Here is an 18,436-nt window from a genome sequence, read left to right as displayed (position 1 = left end):
CTTGAAGCTATTTGATAGCTCATTCATTTTCGTTGTTGCCAATTACTTGGCTAGAATTTATTTGGTTGGTTTCAACTATGTGAAACCCGCACTCTGGCTTATGTTTACTTCTTTCGAAGTAATTACCTTACATTATTCAGTTTTCAAAGATCAACTTCGTCGTTCACAACCTGTGTTGTAGCGACTAGATCATAATAACAGATTCACAAGTTCGTGTCAACAGTTATTTTTAATCTTTTTTGCTCATCACTTACAGAAGTGTGAACACCTTGTTCTCTCGAACATGTTTTATAGTATATTCCATTTCCATATAAAAAGCAACCCCCAATTTTAAATTTCTTTTACCCCGCTGAAGAGAGATCACTTAGGCATAGCAGCCTTGTGGCGGTCTTATAGTTTGTTAATCACGATATAAACATAGAAACGAGCAATATATCCCTTTCGCTTAGAGAACGCCGTTAAGCATAGTAGCCTTGTGGCGGTATTATAGGTTAAATTACATAAACATAAGAAGAGCACGGCGTGCTCCGAACAAACATTATGAAATACCGTTTGTGAGGAGTATGCCGTGCTCTTCCCTTTTATCTTATTCAGTTATAACCGCCACAGGCTACATAGCATCACAAATGAACGCTTTCGCCTAGTTCGTATTTCCCTTTATTTGTCACCACTCGATCTTCTGGATATAACCCATCCAATATGGTCACCACACCATCCATTTCTAATCCCGTCTCGATGGTCCGTATATCAATCGTATTATTTTCTGTCACTACATATACAAACTTACCATTTTCTCCATCATGAATGACTTCCATAGGCAACGTAAGAGCCGGTGCTTCCGCTTTTGTTTCGATGACTAATGTGTAGAACTCACCAATCGTCACTTGCCCCGGCTGCACATTGAAAGTTGCTTTCACAGTAATGCTCGGTCCCGATTCGGTTCCTACAAATGTAATTTGCCCTGGCACTTGCTGCCCATTTATATCTAAATAGACTTGCACGCCACCTGTGACATTAGGCTGTTTCAAAATCGCACCAAAGCTTTGCGGTACACTCAAAGTGGCCACCACTGGGGAATCTTGTTGTATTAGTAACAACGGTTTTCCCTCGATGGCAATTTTTCTATCTTCATTATAGATAGCCGCAACCTTTCCTTCCATCGGTGAAAGTATTTGAGCCGCCGCCATCTGCGCTTGTATTTTTGCAATAGCAGCCTCTATTCCAGAAGTATCTACCCCTGAACCACCCGTATAGGACGGAACCGTTACCACTTGTGATTGTGCCCTGGCCGCAATCGATTCAAACTCTCGATTCGTAATAATACCAGCATCACGCATATATCGTGCCCGCTCTACATCCGCCGATGACACACTACCACCTACTACCATAGTGGATGCACTTTGTTGTGGCGCTCGACTGCGCGCCTCCTGCAACTGACCTAATAGGGATTGTAACTGTTGTTGTAGTGATGTGGTATCAATCATAGCCAGCACTTGACCTGCTTTCACCATGTCACCTACTTTTACCGTGAAAGTAGACACCGGCCCCGACACTGTCGGTTCCACACTCGCCTTATGTAACGCCGTAATGTTCGCCTCATGACTGATGCGCACCGGCATTTGACGTTCCACGGGGTTCACCACCTGCACCGTTTTGGGTTGCATCCATGCGAACACACCGCCGGCAATGATTAGCACCATCACCACTGTTATATATATCCAATATTTCCGTATCCAAGAATAGTTCATCATCCGCTCCTCTCATATAGAGAGTATTATACTACTCTTAAAGAGGAATATCTAGCATATGAACCCCATCACTTATGTTTACCTTGTAATGCATCTATAAACCATGCTATAATGAAAGTAACAAAAGAAGAGCCATCAACGTGTGATTGGCGTTAGGCTCATCTGGAATACTAAAAATGATGGCCTAACGTGTATAAGTAGTGCGAATACTTATTAAGTCGTTAGGCCTTTCACATACTATAAATTATTTCTTTAAGTATGTGAGTAATGCTAATAATAAAATACCGAAACCAATCATCAAAGATAATGCTTCAAATACTGTCATATTACCCACCCCCTTTACTAAGTAAAGAAGATGAACCCAACATCGCGTCGATGACTCTTACAATTTATATTATACTACACAATTACTCACAACGTGAACTTTTATTGCTACCTAAATCTTAAAAATCACTATAATTAAAGCAAAAAAGAAGCACTAGAGGAACGCCGTCACGTGTAGTAGCCTTGTGGCGGCCTTTACTCACTAAATATACGAAACACAGAAACGAGCAACATGTTCCTGAACAAACATTATGAAATACCGTTTGTGAAGGAATGTGTTGCTCGTTTCCCTTTGTCCCATTCAGTCAAAACCGCCACAGGCTACATAACGTTACAAGTGACAACCTACATAGCGTTACAAGTAACGTCACAAGTGAGATCGTAACGATGTACCCTTTCACTAGCCAGTTGGCTAGTCGTCTCATGGCATGTAAACAAAAACACTTGCCTATGTTCACTTAATGTTTCTATCACCTGTAATGTTAGTTTTTGTCGTTCTAAGTCAAAGCGCACCAACACGTCATCCAACAGTAACGGCATGGATTCTATCTTTTCCGCGAAGGATTCTGCTAGGCTTAGTCGCAATGCCAAGTATACTTGATCGCCCAAGCCACTGCTCCATTTTCCTAAGGGAATTTCCCGACCTGTAGTGTCTTTCACATAGGCACCCTTATGTGTGTCATCCATGTGCAATGTATAGATGCCACCCGTCATGGCTTTCACATAATCAGACGCTCTCGCCAGCATAGCTGGTTGCCGATCTGTTTCGTATTCTTGTTGCGCCAGCTCCATACCATGGTTGATAAACACATAGGTCATCCACGCTTCCAAGGCTTCCCTGAGCTCCGCTTCTAGCTGTTCTTTTTTCAGCAATGCTTCCGACACTGCATGGGATGTACTCAAGTGGCGCATAGATTCTTGCAAAGTGCCTCGCTCTTCATACAACGCCTGTAGAGATGATTCAATATTCGCCAATTCCGTTTCGCTGCGGGAGTACTCCAATTCCCATTTGCCTTTATCATTGCCCTGCAAACGGCGGTACCACACATCTCTATGAAACTCTTTCGGTGCCAACAATTCTAATTGCCGTTGACTTTGGCGATAAATGGTCTCCCATTGCTTATGCTGATCTTGTTGCAACAAACGCTGACGGTATTCTGCGGCACTCTTCATGCCGCCTTTTTGAATTAGCTCTTCTTGGGCAAGGAATAATTCTTTTTCTTTCTTGCTCCATGCGGCATACTCTTCGCGATAATTTTTGCGTTGACTTTCCTTTTGCTCCCACCGCACACGATTTTGCTTGTGCAATTGCAACTGATTATATACCACTCGTAGCTCTACGATGGATGGCACCGTGTTCATCTGCAAGGACGCCCACAAGTTCCTGCATCGATTCACGATGGCTTCTAGTTGTTCATGATGCAACCGCACTTGCTTTTGGTATCCTTCAAATTCGCGTAATCGCTCATGATAGGCTTGGTATTCTTCCTTCATGCCGTAGAACGCATCATCTCGGTTCGTCTGTTTAGCCGCCTTTGGCAACCACGCTTCCCATGCGTCCATAGCTTCAGTTCCTGCCGCTTCCAAGGTTTTACCTTCTACCACCCACTGTGCTTTCATCACTTCGTAGGCTTTGAAATGACTCACATCATCTCCGTATCCTTTGATTTCCTCCGCTACTGCCTGTATCTCTGAAAGTAAACTTTCATAGTCAGATTCTGTAGCTGGCATGGATCGTTCTGCTTTAGCTTCTAAGTCAGAAACATCCTTAGTAGTTTTGTTCGTAACCTCTAGAACTATGTTTCCAGTCCGATACCCTTGGTAGGCCAGACCTATGCCTAGCAATATGCCTACCGCTCCACCTATAGCCTGTACATCAATCGTCTCCGCATAGGTCATGTGCCACGCCAATAAGACCAGCCCTAGGACAGCCAACACTGCGGAACCTAGATAATAGGAGCGGCCAGATTGCACTGTCTCGACGGAGTCCACAGGTTCTTGTGCTAAGTAGGCCTCTTTCAACGCTATTAGATTCCTATGCTTAGTTTCTAGGGCTGTTACTGTTTCCGTTACCTCACGAGCTCGATCATCTTGCGGGAACGGCTCTCGTCGTTGCCATGCCTCATAAGCCTCACGGGCACTGCGCAACTGACCCGCTACTTGCTCCCCATCGTACCAATTCACATCATTGGGGAAGTCTTCCACATCTCGCCAATACACATGGGACTTACGAATAAATGCCAATTGGGCTTTCACTTTTTCTAAGTACAAATCTCCTTCACGACATTCTTTTTCTAACTGCGTCCATTTCGATACTTCTTGGTACAAACTTTCAATCTCTTGTTCATACATACCCAGTCTATCTTCTGGGTCGAAATTATCCGGCACCAAGCCTTCTTCTTTGCCACGCCACACGCGCATGTATTCCTGACAACGGCGTATTTCTTCATCTAACTCTAAAAACTTCTCTCGCTCCAATGACTCTTCTACGTGAAATTGGAGCATTTTTTGTTTTGCTTCTTCCCCGCGTTTATACGTATCCCAAGCACGAAGAACCCGCTCTACATCTTGTAGATATTCCTTTCGCTCTTGTCGTTGTTCCTGTAAGGTGGCTTCTTTCTCTTCAAGCGTTTCCAAGGAGGCTTGCCACGTATAATACTCTTGCTCTCCTTGTTGTAACTTACGGATATCTCGTTCCACCTCTTGCAATTGGTCCAACAACGCATTGATGGTCCGCTTGCCCGTAGGAGATGCCACTAGCAGTTGGCTGGCCAGTTCATCCACATCTTTCACGAGGGTTCCTAAGGATTCGCCACCTTCGGCACCAAAGAACCGTGTGCGCACGTCCACTTCTTGGATAATGTCCACCCCTTGTAGGTCATCCAGCGTAATAGCAAAAATACGATCATAGGTCTTTTTGTCTAGTCCTTGCCACCACAATTCCGCCGGTTCCACCGTATACCGCTGGCCACCCACTTCGTAAAAGTCCAACATTTTTCCTTTGCGACCGATGTGGTACGTCTTACCGTCTCGTTCCACCACAATATGCCCCTCTACAGGTTCTTCTTTCCGCTTCGTACCTAGCAAAATACCACGAAAGGCTTGGAGCAGTGTTGTTTTTCCGCTTCCATTCGGCCCGTATAGCACATGCAGTCCTCGTTCATGAGGCTGAAAGGTCCACTGTTCATAGGGGCCATAGTGTTCTATATATATTTCTTTAATCTTCATACTCATTCCCCTGTAATAGCCGGATTCCTTCCCGTCGTGCCTTCTCATAGGCAGCCTGTACCATGTCCTCTGTCACTAACTGTCCATACATGCACAAGCGTTTCCACTCTGGACGATCTTTCACAATGTTCAGTAACGAATCCGCACCCGCATCCATCGCATCCAAGGCTTTCACATAATCGCTGACCATACCTGGCGCAACACCTTGCTTACCGGTACTGAAAGTATCGCATTCTATGCCGATGATATACACGCCGTGCTTGCCACTTTCTTCCGCTTGGGCTTCCTCCATCCAAGCTGCACGCACTGCATTGTCACTCGCCACTTCTGATAAAGGTTCTTCTCCAATAAGTCTAAGTGTCAACAAAATAGACATACCCGGTTTTCGGATCATTTCTTTTTTGTGGCGCAACATTTCCAGCATCTCTACTACCGATTGCACTTGCCCTAAATCAATAGTATCTTCTGCAAATCGGATCGCATTGGTCTCGTGAAAGTGTACTTCCACAGTGCCACGGCTAGATACATCCACCACATAGCACCCTTTCGGGCCACTTTCACCACGGTGCAGACCTTGGCTATTCCCCGCATAAACGATATGAGGTTGTTCACTCAAAATCTGGCGCTTGTGAATGTGACCAAACGCCCAATATTGAATGGGAATCCGGCGCAACGCATCGAGGGAACAAGGACCCGTCTTGTCATGTCCCTCATGACTGCCTACCGTTCCATGTACTAGGGCAATGGAAAAAGGATCACTGCGTAAAGGATGGATGTCCGACGCTAGGTCCTCATACTGGGTATCACTGGAAATACTGCGACCATAGATGCCAGCCACCTCTTGACCACGCACCATAAGAGAGAATCTATCCACTCGGTCCGCTGAACAGATATGGACATTATCGGGCAATGGCATATGCCGTTTCCAACTTTCAGAAGGGTCATGATTACCTTGTACTACATAGACAGGAATGTGCTCCTTGGCAAGACTTTCACAGGCACGCACAAAGTGCATCTCCGCCTCAAGGGGATGGTCCGCTCCATCATAGACGTCCCCCGTAATAAGCACTGCTGCCACACGCTGACGGATGGCTAGGTTCACGATATTCTGAAAGGACCCATAGGTGGCGCGCATCATGGCCTCATCTAAAGATCTGCCAAAAGATTTTAAATAGCGAAAGGGTGCCCCTAAATGGAGATCCCCACATTGTATGAATCGAAATGGTATACCCATATTATAACCCTTTCCAAGCCTCAGCTAATACCTGTACCGCCCGTTCTAAGTCACGGGTCGGTATTCCGCTGAACGATAACAACACCTCTACAATACCGGTCTCATCTCTGTCTATGACCTTAATATCGCAACCAGCCTTTAACGCTCGCAGACGAAACACATCGCCCTTATTGTGCACCTTACGAATCCCCGCATAGACACCGCCCTCTGGATCGATGACCTCATAGGTATCGTCCAAATAGTGGCGCAACAAGCTAGTAAAATACTTACTTTTTTCTAAATAATGTTTACGAAGGCGGCGAATTTGCTTATGCCACTCCCCTTCATCCATATACATGGCCCATGCCAACTGCTCTAACACGCCTGCACTTTGCCCATAGGCCTTGTGGTGCTTGTGAAAGTCCTCATAGAGAACCACAGGCAACACTAGGTAACTCAACCGAATGGATGGTGGTAACACCTTCGACGGCGTGCCCATGTATATGACACAATCTTGCAAATCCATGCCCTGCAACGACAGCACAGGCTTTCCATAATAGCGAAGTTCACTGTCATAATCGTCTTCTATGATGAAAGCATTTCGACTCTGAGCCCACCGCAATAACTCTGTCCGCTCTTGGATCGTCATAATACGGCCCATACTATCGCCGTGAGATGGCATACAGTATACCACTTCCACATTGGCTGCTTCTAACGTGGGAATCCATTGTGACTCTCCTGTATCCACCTCTACAACAGAAAATCCATAGTCTTTCCATACAGCCTTGGCAAAACTAGGGCTTTGGCGGTCGATGGCTACCTTGGATTTCCCTTGACGTTGTAACAAGGACGCAATCATATGCAACGAATTGAGGGTACCACTGGTCACGAGCACTCGCTCTGCTGTAGCCCGAACACCTCGCGCCTGTTGCAAATATTGATTCAAGGCTGACCTCAGCTCAGTTTCTCCCTCTAGCTGACCATACGTCATAAGCCGTTTCGTATCTCGTAAAGCGTAGCCAATAAAGCGTTTCCACCGTTTGAAATCGAATCCCTCCGGGTCCATAGCGCCAGTAGCGAAATTGTAGAGGATGGGAGGGGGCTGTCTATTCGTTTCTTCATGCAAAGTATGCGCTGCTGTACAAACCGTACTCCTATCACAATACGATATTGGCTTTTCTGACTTATGATTCATATCACCGCTTACACTTTGAAAGATACCCTTTGATTGCATTGAGGAAAAAACACCTTGTCTAGATTCTACTCTGTCACCTATGATTCCATATGTTTGATTAGACGAAGTGTCAGTATGAGTTATCCTGTCATAATATCCCTCCAAAGGCAGAGGAATCTCCAGCACCTCATAGGGTGCCTTGTTATGCGCTTGAATATATCCTTCCGTTGCCAACTGCAAATACGCTTGCTCCACCGTAATCTTGCTGACACCCAACTGCGCTGCCATAGCCCGTATAGAAGGAAGACGCTGCCCTGGACGGAACAAGCCCTGCTCAATATGCACTTTTACAGCCTCATATACCTGCTCGTACATGGGAACCCCTGCATTCGCATCTAGGACAATCATCTAGACCCTCCAAAACAACAAACCTTACGTCCTTAAATGTATATATCTTTTTTGTTCTCGCTTCTTTAGTAGTTACATTCCTTACACCGCTACCTTCAAAATTCTGAACCATCGTTTCTAAGATATATTCTTACCTTATATTATAAAAGTAAACACGAAAAATGACTACACCAAAAGTATTTTTATCGTTATAAACTCGACTTAACTATCAACAGTACGCATATATTTAAATAACTGTTTATGGTATACTAATCTCGTTACAGGTGAAACCGATTCCGTAACAGGAGGAGGTGATAATGTGACTTTCTTTATAAAATCTCTTTTTAAGGCAATTTTGGCAAATGTAATTGGCTACTATATTCGCAAATGGATTGAATTGCTATTCCACTTGTAACAATCCTAGATTTTGTATTGATCTATAAATAATACAAAGTAAAACTCCCTAGGTGGCACCCTAGGGAGTTTTTGTGTACTTTTCTTTATAAAATCTTTAGCTACGCTTATTGTATCACCTATCACTTATAATTTCAATAATTTTTCTCCATATACTCACGTAAACTCTAGCGATATTTGCATTTAGCAATAAACAATGCTATACTTATCTTATAAAAAAGAAGAGCTAATAACGTGTGCTGGCGTTAGGCTCATCTTAAAGATACTGAAACTGAATTTGCCTAACGTGCTAAGGTGTGTGAGACCTTATCCGTTAGGCTTTTTCATTGTCTATTTTACTAGATCAATGAATTGAATTGCTAAACTAGCAATAGAAATAATCAAGGAGATTTTTTCATACTTAGTCATAGCAACCACCTCCTCCCATATTAGGAAGAGATGAGCCTAACATCACGTCATTAACTCTTCTACAAACCTATTATAGCATAAATTCTACATATAGAATAATATTATATAATCGCAGAAATTTAAAATATCCCCCTAAATAAGCAACCTCAGAATTTCTTTGATAAGTACTTATCCCCTTCTTTCAGTCCTATGAGAAACGCAGTTACACGTAGCAGCCTTTGTGGCGCCCCTTACTGCCTAAATTACACAATCCCAAAGAAGAGCACGGCGTGCCCCGAATATAATAAGTCTGGGGTCACGTTCATATATATCATAATCACATATTCCCTAAAAGAGCAGGGCATGTTCCTGAAGAAACATTATGAAATACCGTTTCTTCAGGAATGTGCCCTGCTCTTCTATTTGCTTCATAAAATATTAACTGAACGTGACAAGCTATATAAGGTATACCGTGCTCTTTCAGTCCCCTGAGAAACGCAGTTACACGTAGCAGCCTTGTGGCGTCCCTTACTACCTAAATCACACAAACACAAGAAGAGCACAGTGTGCCTGAATATAATAAGTCTAGAGTCACGTTCATATATATCATAATCACATATTCCCTAAAAGAGCAAGGCATGTTCCTGAAGAAACATTATGAAATACCGTTTCTGAAGGAATGTGCCTTGCTCTTCTGTTTGCTTTATAAAATATTAACTGAACGTGACAAGCTATATAAGGGTATGCCGTGCTCTTCTAATCCCCTGAGGAGCGCAGTTGTACGTAGCACATCTTGTGGCGCTCTGTACTGACCAAATTAAGCAAACACAAAAAAGGCGTGGCATGTTCCTAAGCAAACATTATGAAATACCGTTTGCGAAGGAATGTGCCACGCCTTTCTATTTAGTTAATCAAGATTCGCCACAAGATTGCATAGGGCAAAAAGAGACAATCCACAGGCTGCATAACGGAACAAGTGCCGACCTGAAATGTTAACGCCACTACTATTGACTCAAGTTAACAATAATTATATAATGTAGTCATTATGATGTAGTCATTAAAATCAAATGAAAATTACGAGGTGTAATTATGGAAACTGTATCAAAATCTATTTCCTATGAAACAATCATAGCCTACGCACAAAAAGTATTAGATGGTGGCGAGATCACTCGTGAAGAAGCAGAACAGCTCATTCACACATCTGACGAAGACACTATGATACTATTGGCTATGGCTGACAAAATCCGCCAAAAATTCAATGACGATACAGTAGACCTATGTGCCATCGTGAACGCCCGTTCCGGTAAATGCCCAGAAAACTGTAAATTCTGTGCTCAATCCGCCCATCATGACACTGGTGTTACTGTGTATCCTTTCATGGAAGAGGAAGAAATCGTGAACGCCGCTAAAAAGGCGAAAGAAGCCGGTGCTATCCGCTTCTCCATCGTAACAAGTGGTCGTAACACAAACAATCCTAAAGAGTTTGAGCAAATCTTGAGCGCTCTCACTCGTATTCGTAAAGAAACTGGCTTAGAAATTTGCTGCTCCCTTGGTCTATTGACTTATGAGCAAGCAGTGCAATTGAAAGAAATTGGTGTGACACGCTATCACTCCAACATTGAAACGGCACCAAGCCATTTCCCAGACATTTGTACCACACATTCTTATGAAGATAAAATGTCCACTATCTCCAATGCCCAAAAAGCTGGCATTCGCGTTTGCTCCGGTGGTATCTTAGGCTTGAACGAAACCAAAGAGCAACGTGTTGAAATGGCATTCGAATTAAAACGATTAGGGGTAGACTCCGTTCCATTGAATATTCTTAACCCTATCAAGAACACACCATTCGAAAACAACGAGCCAATTCCTCCATTGGAAATCCTTCGTACCTTCGCTGTGTTCCGCTTCGTATTGCCGAATGCATTGATCCGTACCGCTGGTGGTCGTGAAGTCAACCTTCGTGACTTACAAGCTTACGCATTAAAAGGTGGCTTGAACGGTATCATGGTAGGTGGCTACCTAACAACAGCTGGTCGCTCTCCAATGGATGATCTACAAATGATCAAAGACCTAGAACTAAGCCTTAACACTGTACAACAAGCATAATCATATACCTGTAACAACGAAACTTTTTCATTACCTATATGTCTCTCTTAGAGAGCTGCAACCATATAGAACTTTCAAATGAGAAATAGGGGACCCGATTCCAACGAATCTGGGTCCCCTATTTTTTGCTATATACGATTTTTATAATAAATTCCTTAGATACAGCAAACACTAACCCCTAAAAGTATTAGTTATAAGTTTCCATTCAGCATTGCTTACCCATCCCCATGCATAAGATATGAGAATATACTGCATCTATCTAAAGCGATATATCGGCACGCTAGCATTGAACTCATTAAAAACTATATACAGAACTAGATGATTCCCAAGCCCTGCAATACCGGCTCATACACATAATACAAGAACAACCATGTCCCCAATCCTGCTACGCCACCTACGAGGGCACCGTTAATACGAATCCAAGCGAGGTCTTCTTCCACCTTGCTTTCAATAAAATGGATGAACCGTTCTGTGCTCAAACTTTGTAGCACTTCACGGATGATAATGCCAATAAATCCATGGCTCTTCGATGCAATATGCAACATAATATGCGTCAACGCTTCTTCTAGACGTTCTACCATACCCGGCTCTTCACAGTAATGATTCCACAACTCTTGAAAGCTCGATTCCAACGCAATGGCCATCGGTGATGACCCATCGCTGGAAACCATACCCTCACGAATACGAGGGCATACATAGGCTTCTAACATGAGCTCCCAATCTTGCACGTCAATCCACTGTTGGATAGCATCATCCAATGTCTTTGTGATGCTTCGGTTCGACGCCATCTGCTGCAACGGTCCCACCCATTGGTGCAACCACACCAAACGCTCCGTACTATTCGGCTGTTTCCAGCGCTCCAACATTTGGTGTACTTCTTCTATGATGGCACCCGCCATTTCTTGGACGTTCACAATGTTCAACCCTTCTGAAAGCCCAATGAGCATAGCAGACACTACATCTTTCTTGCGCTTTTCAATTTCTTCCTCAATGACCGTTTCTAACCATTGCTGTGCCTTCGGCGTATACAATGCTCTCTGCAAATAGTCAATCCCTCGAATGACCACACTTTCATAGCGATTGTGCTCACACACATGTAGCAAAGTCTGTTGCATAGGGCCGATAAAAGATTGATTATGCAAAAATTTTCGTAACCGCTGTGCACCCCATTGGGCCCACTCCCGATCACTGCGGCGCTCCCACAATTCAGACAACACCGTGGCAATCCCTTGGCGCACCGTATTCCGCCCTACATCACTACGGATATATTGGTCTACAAAGGGCACAAACTTCACCCGTTCAATGGCACTTTTACATTGGTCGTAGGTGAGAAGTTTCGTATTCACCATGCGGATAATCCCCTCAATGAGCCGATTCTTATTTCGTGGAATCAGCTCTGTATGAAAGGACACTCCCAAAGGTTTGCGAAATAACGCAGTCACTGCAAACCAGTCCGCTACGCTACCAATGAGAGCAGATTGAACAAACCAATACAATCCATCATACCAAGGAGCCGTGATGTACCACTGCCCCCACCACACAAAAGCGAACAGCACCGCCATGGTAAAAAGCAATCGATTCGCATAGGTAGTATAAGGATTTCTTTGTGTTTCCATGATGCGAGGGCTCATAGGATCCCTCCTTTCAGCAGGGTCAATCCATAGAAGAGACCGCCTAAGATGGCACCCACCAAGGATCCGTTGATGCGTATCATCTGCAAATCATAGCCCAATTTAGATTGTAAAATACGAGTAATTTCCTCTGGCGTGAATCGGTTCATCTCGCGCACGACGATATGTTCAATCCAAGGGCGCACGTAATTTAAGACGTGTAACAATTGGAATAAAATAAATCGTTCTGCCTTACGGCCTTTCATAGCATTCGTTTCCAAACGCTCAAAGAAATGGTACAATTCCGTTTCCCCTTGCTCTACATAGCGCGCTAGGTCTAAGGTATCTTCCAACACATAGCCGTCCTCAATAAACTCTCGGAACCAAGCATTCTTTTTATCTTCTAGCTTCTGTTGCCATTGTCCATTTTGTGCCAGTTCATCCACTGCCCACCGTGCTTTTTCATACACAGCGTTTCCCAGTGGCGACTGCAAGGACTCTTGACTCATCAAATAGGCACAGCCTTTCACCTGTATCATATGCGTAATGTATTCCGGCGAAAGCGATTCCCCGCCCAATGCCAGCGCCAATTCTCGTAAGAAAGAATGGTCTGCATAGCGGTTCATCACAGATGACACCATCCCTAATACATAGGGGCGAATCCCCTCTGCTGCAAGCAATCGTTGGAGCATGCGGTTGATGTGCATCCATAGCACCGCTGCTCGTTCTGGTTCTAAGAGCTGACGGCACAAGCTAACCACGAAAGGCGTCACTCGCCAAGACTCCACACCGTTCTTGATGTGCCCAAGCAATTGCTCTTGCAGTAAATTTTCTTTTACATGAGGCAATACATGGTCTTTCAATTCCTCAAAACACACATGAACATACCCCCGACCAGTGGTACTATTCATAAATGATACAATCCGCTGCGGTACACGTTCCTGTTTCAGCACCTCGTACATGTGGGACACCCGAAGGAGTTCATCTACCATCATGTGTCGTGCCATTTCCACAAACCGCTCCTTATTCCTAGGGATAAGTGCCGTTTTAAAAGGAATCCCCAAAGGCTTCGTAAACAATGCCGTCACCGCATACCAGTCGGCTAAGCCACCAATCATGGCAGCCCCTGAAATATGCGTGATAAGCCCCCAGAAAGAATCTCTATGAAAGGGATAGGTCACCAAGAATATGACTGCCATCAAGACTAATAGAGCAGTCGCTCCATGTCGTTGTAACCATGGTGTCATTTACTTCACATCCTCTACCACCGCATCCCCTGACTGTGTAGGAATCCAACACCGTTGCGTAGGATAGGACTCTCTAAACGTCTCTGATGGAACCCATACAGGACCATTCGCATGCATAGGGATAAACAGTTTGGTATTCATTATGCTTAGTATGTCTAGAGCGCCCCACTCACGGGCCACTTCCAAACGAGCATCCACTGGGAACATCATAATATCTACGGACACACCGGCTAGAGGAGCAAACTCCTTCTCTTTAAGTGCCTTCGCCTCTGCAATATTTTCCGGCGTATCTCCTGACCAATGCCACCAGTTTAAATCTCCTGCGTGAAAGATATGATGTGTGCCGGTATCCACCAAGAACGAACCACCTTCATCCGTGGAGCCAAACATGGTGACAGTAAGGCCTTCTGCCTCTAACGTATCGCCTACTTTCATAGAGTGCAAAGAAAATACTTGTTGTACCAACTCGTCTGTTAAATTTTCCTCCGACAGAGTCTGAATATCAGTAGTGCACTCGTTGTTGATTCTTTTTAATACTAAACTAGCTGTCTCAGCATCTTCCTTAACAGTTGCTATATCCTGTATTTGCTTACGAACATCTCGCAATGCTGGCACATCCTCATGATACCAAACACTATATATATATGGTAAATATTTGAAAATTGATTTCACATAATGATCATGATGGATATGGGATACAAAGAAGTGTAACTCATAGCCTTGTTCCACTAATGCATTCACCACGCCGACTGGATCTTTCCAGTAATCAAATACATAGGCCCGCTTGCCATCTTCGATGACAAAACCGCTATGCTCTAAATAGGTAACTTTCATATTAACTCCTAATTGATAATTTTATTGATTACTTTTATTATAACACAAAAACCCTCCCAAGGTATGTACCTCAGGAGGGTTTTCTTATGAAAGTCTATGACCTTTCGACAGGGGAAATAGAATCACTTCTATTATTTGATACCCATGTGAGCCATAAGCATTTTAATTTGTGCTTTCATTTCTTCATTGTCTTGCATTACTTTTTCATAGTTTTCTTTCATGCGTGCATTGTCTGCTTTTACTTGTTCGTTATCTGCTTTCACTTGTGCATTTTCAGCCTTAAGTGCAGATACTTCATCTTGTAAAATGTAGACGGAAGAAATTGGACCACCTTTGTAGCGTTCAGGAATCATGCTGTCTTCACCACCGAATCGGTATGTCACACCTGCATTCATCATGTTTTCGCCACCGCCAACGCTGACACCTATGTTGAACATAGTATCTTCGTTAGCATAATGAGCCACCCCTAATGCAAGGGCTTTGCTGTTTTTGTATTTACCAACGCCAGCCATTACTTGAGATTTTTTAAGTGGATCATAGCTTAATGGATTCATCGCTGCTAATGCGGCTGCATGAGCGCCTACTTCATTAGTTTGACGAGTCATCGTGTTAGTAGCAGCATTCAATTGACCTACTGTCGCTGCATCAGATTCGTATACACCAGGTGCTACGTTACTGATTGTGTTGCCACCGTTGTCTAAGCCATCTTTTGTTAAGCTTACTACTGGTTTGTCATTGCTTCCAATACGGATACCACGACTATCAACTACAGATACTGTTTTCAATACTGGTTTCAACTCTTTTGTATTGTCATCTTGTTTAAAGATAACGTGACCATCTTCTGTTGTTAACCGTTCTTCATAACGAGTACCTGCTGCTGTTGTAGTCGTTACCAATCCTGCTACAGGTTTATTCGCATTGTCTACTTGAACCTTTCCATCACTGAGTAAGTTATTAACCGTGTATGTTGTGCCATTACCGTTTACCACTGTAGAAGAGTTAACAATTGGGTTACCGTTACCATCTTTTTGAAGGATTACATTACCATCTTTATCTTTTTTAGGGATAGGGTTACCCTTAGCATCTAATTTTAATAGACCTTTTTCGTCTTTTTCAAACTCAGGTAAGTAACGGTCATACTTAGATTTACCATCAGCCATGTTAAGGTCTTTTGCCAATTTCACAGTCATCGTAGCTGGTTTTCCATCTTTCGCTGGGGCCAACTCAACACCGATGTTGTTATTTGTTAATCCAGATGTTGCGCCACCTTGGATAGCCAATGTATCGCCTAAGCCAACTTCAGCTGCTAGTGGTTTGTCGCCAACTTTTGTATCCGCTGTGAATACACGACCTTTGCTTACTCGATCTGCTACATCTTTCAATTGACCTTGTGTAGCTGCTTTGGAACGTTCTTTAGCTACATCAGATGTAGGGTTAGCTTTTGCTTCCTCAGCAGAGGCAACTTTTGTAGGATCCCAAGTTGTATTACTTAAACCATCCACAGTTCCTGTAGTAATGGATTTTGTAGTAATAGATTCCATACCAGTCAATGTAGATGCCAACGCAACATTTAATGTATCTTCTTTATTCGCATCCTTCTCAACAGTGATATTGTTAGTTCCCACTAAGTGCAATGTTTCGCCAAGTTTACGTTCAACTTTTGCTTCCGCATTGTTGCCTGTGAAAGTCATTGCTTTATTAGCTAATGCTGTCACTTCACCTTTATCTGCTTTTTTGTCTAACTCAGATTTGTCAGCTTTGCCTTCTACTGTTTTCGCTAAGTCTGCAACAGTGGATTTATCAGCTTTACCATCTACTTTGTCCGCTAAGTCTTTAACAGTTGCTTTATCAGCTTTATCAGCTAACTTATTCGCAAGATCCTCAACAGTAGACTTATCTGCTTTGTTATCAAGGGCTTTTTCAACAGCATCTACCTTCGCAGCAATGCCATCTACTTTTCCTAATTTCGTTGCTGCATCGTCAGACAAGCCAATGATGACTTTACCATTTTCGCCAGTTACGATATTTAGACCTGGTTTAGCAGATTCAGCAGTGTTTGTTGTACCATCACCAGTAACGAAATCTAAGCCTTGTTTCAAGGATACTGTTTTCGCTTTTTCATCGGCATCGCCATTTGTACGATACGTAATCGGAGCATCTAGGTCTTTCATAGTTACAGTAGCATCACCGAAGTTTACTTTGCCTGGATCTGCTTTTGTAGCTCCATCCGCTGCTTTACCTGGTGTAACAGTGATTGTATTCGTACCATTTTTAATCACTAGATTATCTGTACCGTTACCAGAGATACCTTTCATATCTGTTAAGGTATCTGCCAATTTCACTACTAAACCGTTCGCACCTGCAGTTGAATCTTTTTCTACATGGATGTTAACACCTGCTGTTGCATCTGCGGCTGGTGTGAAGTTCGTCGCACCTTTTACAGTTAATGTAGTACCTAATGCACGTGTTACATCTTTTACATCATCACCTTGGAACGTTAAACCTTTCGCAATGATTTCAGTTGCTGTGCTATTCAAGTCACTTACATTCACTGCTGCATGTTTTGTATTCACATCACCTGCTGCCGTGTTCAAACGATCTAAGAATGGAGAATTAGCATTATCTTTTGGTGCAGCCGGAATTGCAGAAGCTACGTTGTTGATGACTGTAGTACCACCTGTTGTAGAACCATCTGGGTTCACTAGACGAGCTTGTGGAGTTTTCACTTCGACAGCATCATCAGCTTTTGTACCATCTGCTTTTACTTTGTCAGCTGGATACCATTTACCATCGCTAGCTTTCACAAGACGATTGCCTTTGTCATCTGTGTACACTACGGTACCAGCTTCGCCGTTACGAAGCGCATTCACTTTCGTAGTTAAGTCTTTACCGTTCAAGCCATCTGCGCCAGTTAAGCCGTCTTTGCCCATACCAGCATTGTTGCCTGTACCAGATTTACCATCACGACCATCGATACCGTTAGCACCATCACCGCCAACTGCTTTAGCAATATCAGCTACTTTCGCTAATGTATCTTTTGTCGCTTGAGACAATGCTACTGTATACGTACGTACTTTATCAGTATCTTCATCGCCACCAGTGACTTCAATGCCATCACCTTTGATAACTTTCGTATCGATCGCATCCACTGTGTATGTTGTTACATGGTCAACCGTAGCATCTGTAACCTTCACATTTTTACCAGCAGCTACTTTTACAGCACCTGCTGCTAAGTCTTTCACAGCATTTTTGCCATCATCGCTTAGGTTACCCAAATCTTTATTCGCTGCATTATCAATAGCATTACGAGTCGCTTTGTTTAAGCCAAATGTTACTTTACCATCGTCACCAGCTACGATTTCGATACCAGCTTTGGCAGATTCTACAGTATTCGCTGTACCATCGCCTTGAACAAAGTCTAGACCTGTTGTCACTGCTACGGTTTTAGCTGTGCCACCATTTGCTTTATAGCCTAAGTTAGACACGCCACCAACTTTACTATCTACATAAGCCTTATTCGCTGCATCTGTATTAGCACCTGGTTCGCCAATATTCGTTAATTTGGATCCACCGAAGTCTACCTCACCTTTAGCTCCATCAGCACCTGGTTTTACTGTGATAACTGCATTGTCACCATTTTTAATTGTCAATGGATCTGTGCCATTACCAGAGATACCTTTCATGTTTGTTAACGTATCTGCTAAGCTCACAGTCAAACCATTCGTAGGGTCGGATGCTACTTGGATATTCACACCTGGTGTTGC

11 protein-coding genes are annotated in these 18,436 nt (G+C 43.5%); 2 read left to right on the top strand and 9 right to left on the bottom strand.

Translation table 11 applies throughout. From position 1 onward, the window contains the following. Nucleotides 1-181 (top strand): hypothetical protein (locus EO118_RS08690; protein WP_206168282.1); only part of this gene is annotated, 181 nt, incomplete at its 5' end. A 439-nt stretch (nucleotides 182-620) separates the two neighbouring features. Here EO118_RS08690 and EO118_RS08285 read toward each other — a convergent pair. From EO118_RS08285 to EO118_RS08270, 5 genes are all read right to left on the bottom strand, one after another. Continuing rightward, nucleotides 621-1,751: an efflux RND transporter periplasmic adaptor subunit gene (locus tag EO118_RS08285; protein ID WP_240626937.1), complete on the bottom strand. Its 1,131-nt coding sequence runs from the start codon at nucleotides 1,749-1,751 to the stop codon at nucleotides 621-623. 241 nt (nucleotides 1,752-1,992) lie between these two features. Then, nucleotides 1,993-2,073 carry a putative holin-like toxin gene (locus tag EO118_RS08845; protein ID WP_369688082.1) on the bottom strand — a complete coding sequence of 27 codons (81 nt, stop codon included), beginning with the start codon at nucleotides 2,071-2,073 and terminating at the stop codon, nucleotides 1,993-1,995. A gap of 344 nt (nucleotides 2,074-2,417) precedes the next feature. After that, nucleotides 2,418-5,300, bottom strand: coding sequence for an AAA family ATPase (locus EO118_RS08280; protein ID WP_164723902.1), 2,883 nt, complete (start codon nucleotides 5,298-5,300; stop codon nucleotides 2,418-2,420). Beyond that, nucleotides 5,290-6,534, bottom strand: coding sequence for a DNA repair exonuclease (locus EO118_RS08275; protein ID WP_127069456.1), 1,245 nt, complete (start codon nucleotides 6,532-6,534; stop codon nucleotides 5,290-5,292). The genes EO118_RS08280 and EO118_RS08275 overlap by 11 nt, the downstream gene beginning before the upstream one ends. A 1-nt stretch (nucleotide 6,535) precedes the next feature. After that, nucleotides 6,536-8,095, bottom strand: coding sequence for a PLP-dependent aminotransferase family protein (locus EO118_RS08270; protein WP_240626936.1), 1,560 nt, complete (start codon nucleotides 8,093-8,095; stop codon nucleotides 6,536-6,538). 1,869 nt (nucleotides 8,096-9,964) lie between these two features. On the opposite strand from EO118_RS08270, the gene bioB reads away from it, so the two are divergent. Further along, nucleotides 9,965-10,981 carry a biotin synthase BioB gene (gene bioB, locus EO118_RS08260; RefSeq protein WP_127069455.1) on the top strand — a complete coding sequence of 339 codons (1,017 nt, stop codon included), beginning with the start codon at nucleotides 9,965-9,967 and terminating at the stop codon, nucleotides 10,979-10,981. A gap of 314 nt (nucleotides 10,982-11,295) precedes the next feature. Here bioB and EO118_RS08255 read toward each other — a convergent pair whose 3' ends face one another. From EO118_RS08255 to EO118_RS08240, 4 genes are all read right to left on the bottom strand, one after another. Then, a complete protein-coding gene (locus EO118_RS08255) occupies nucleotides 11,296-12,612 on the bottom strand; it encodes a DUF445 domain-containing protein (RefSeq protein ID WP_127069454.1) in 1,317 nt (438 codons plus the stop codon). Further along, the gene (locus EO118_RS08250) at nucleotides 12,609-13,838 is read right to left on the bottom strand and encodes a DUF445 domain-containing protein (RefSeq protein ID WP_127069453.1); all 1,230 of its coding nucleotides are present in this window, start codon (nucleotides 13,836-13,838) and stop codon (nucleotides 12,609-12,611) included. The genes EO118_RS08255 and EO118_RS08250 overlap by 4 nt, the downstream gene beginning before the upstream one ends. Beyond that, on the bottom strand, nucleotides 13,839-14,672 hold the full coding sequence (locus EO118_RS08245; RefSeq protein WP_127069452.1) for an MBL fold metallo-hydrolase: 834 nt from the start codon (nucleotides 14,670-14,672) through the stop codon (nucleotides 13,839-13,841). A gap of 131 nt (nucleotides 14,673-14,803) precedes the next feature. Then, nucleotides 14,804-18,436: YadA C-terminal domain-containing protein (locus tag EO118_RS08240; protein ID WP_164726259.1), on the bottom strand; the 3,633-nt coding region annotated here is incomplete at its 5' end.

Source organism: Veillonella sp. 3891 (genome assembly GCF_003992315.1).
Lineage (GTDB): Bacteria > Bacillota > Negativicutes > Veillonellales > Veillonellaceae > F0422.
This window is presented reverse-complemented; position numbering and strand designations above follow the sequence as displayed.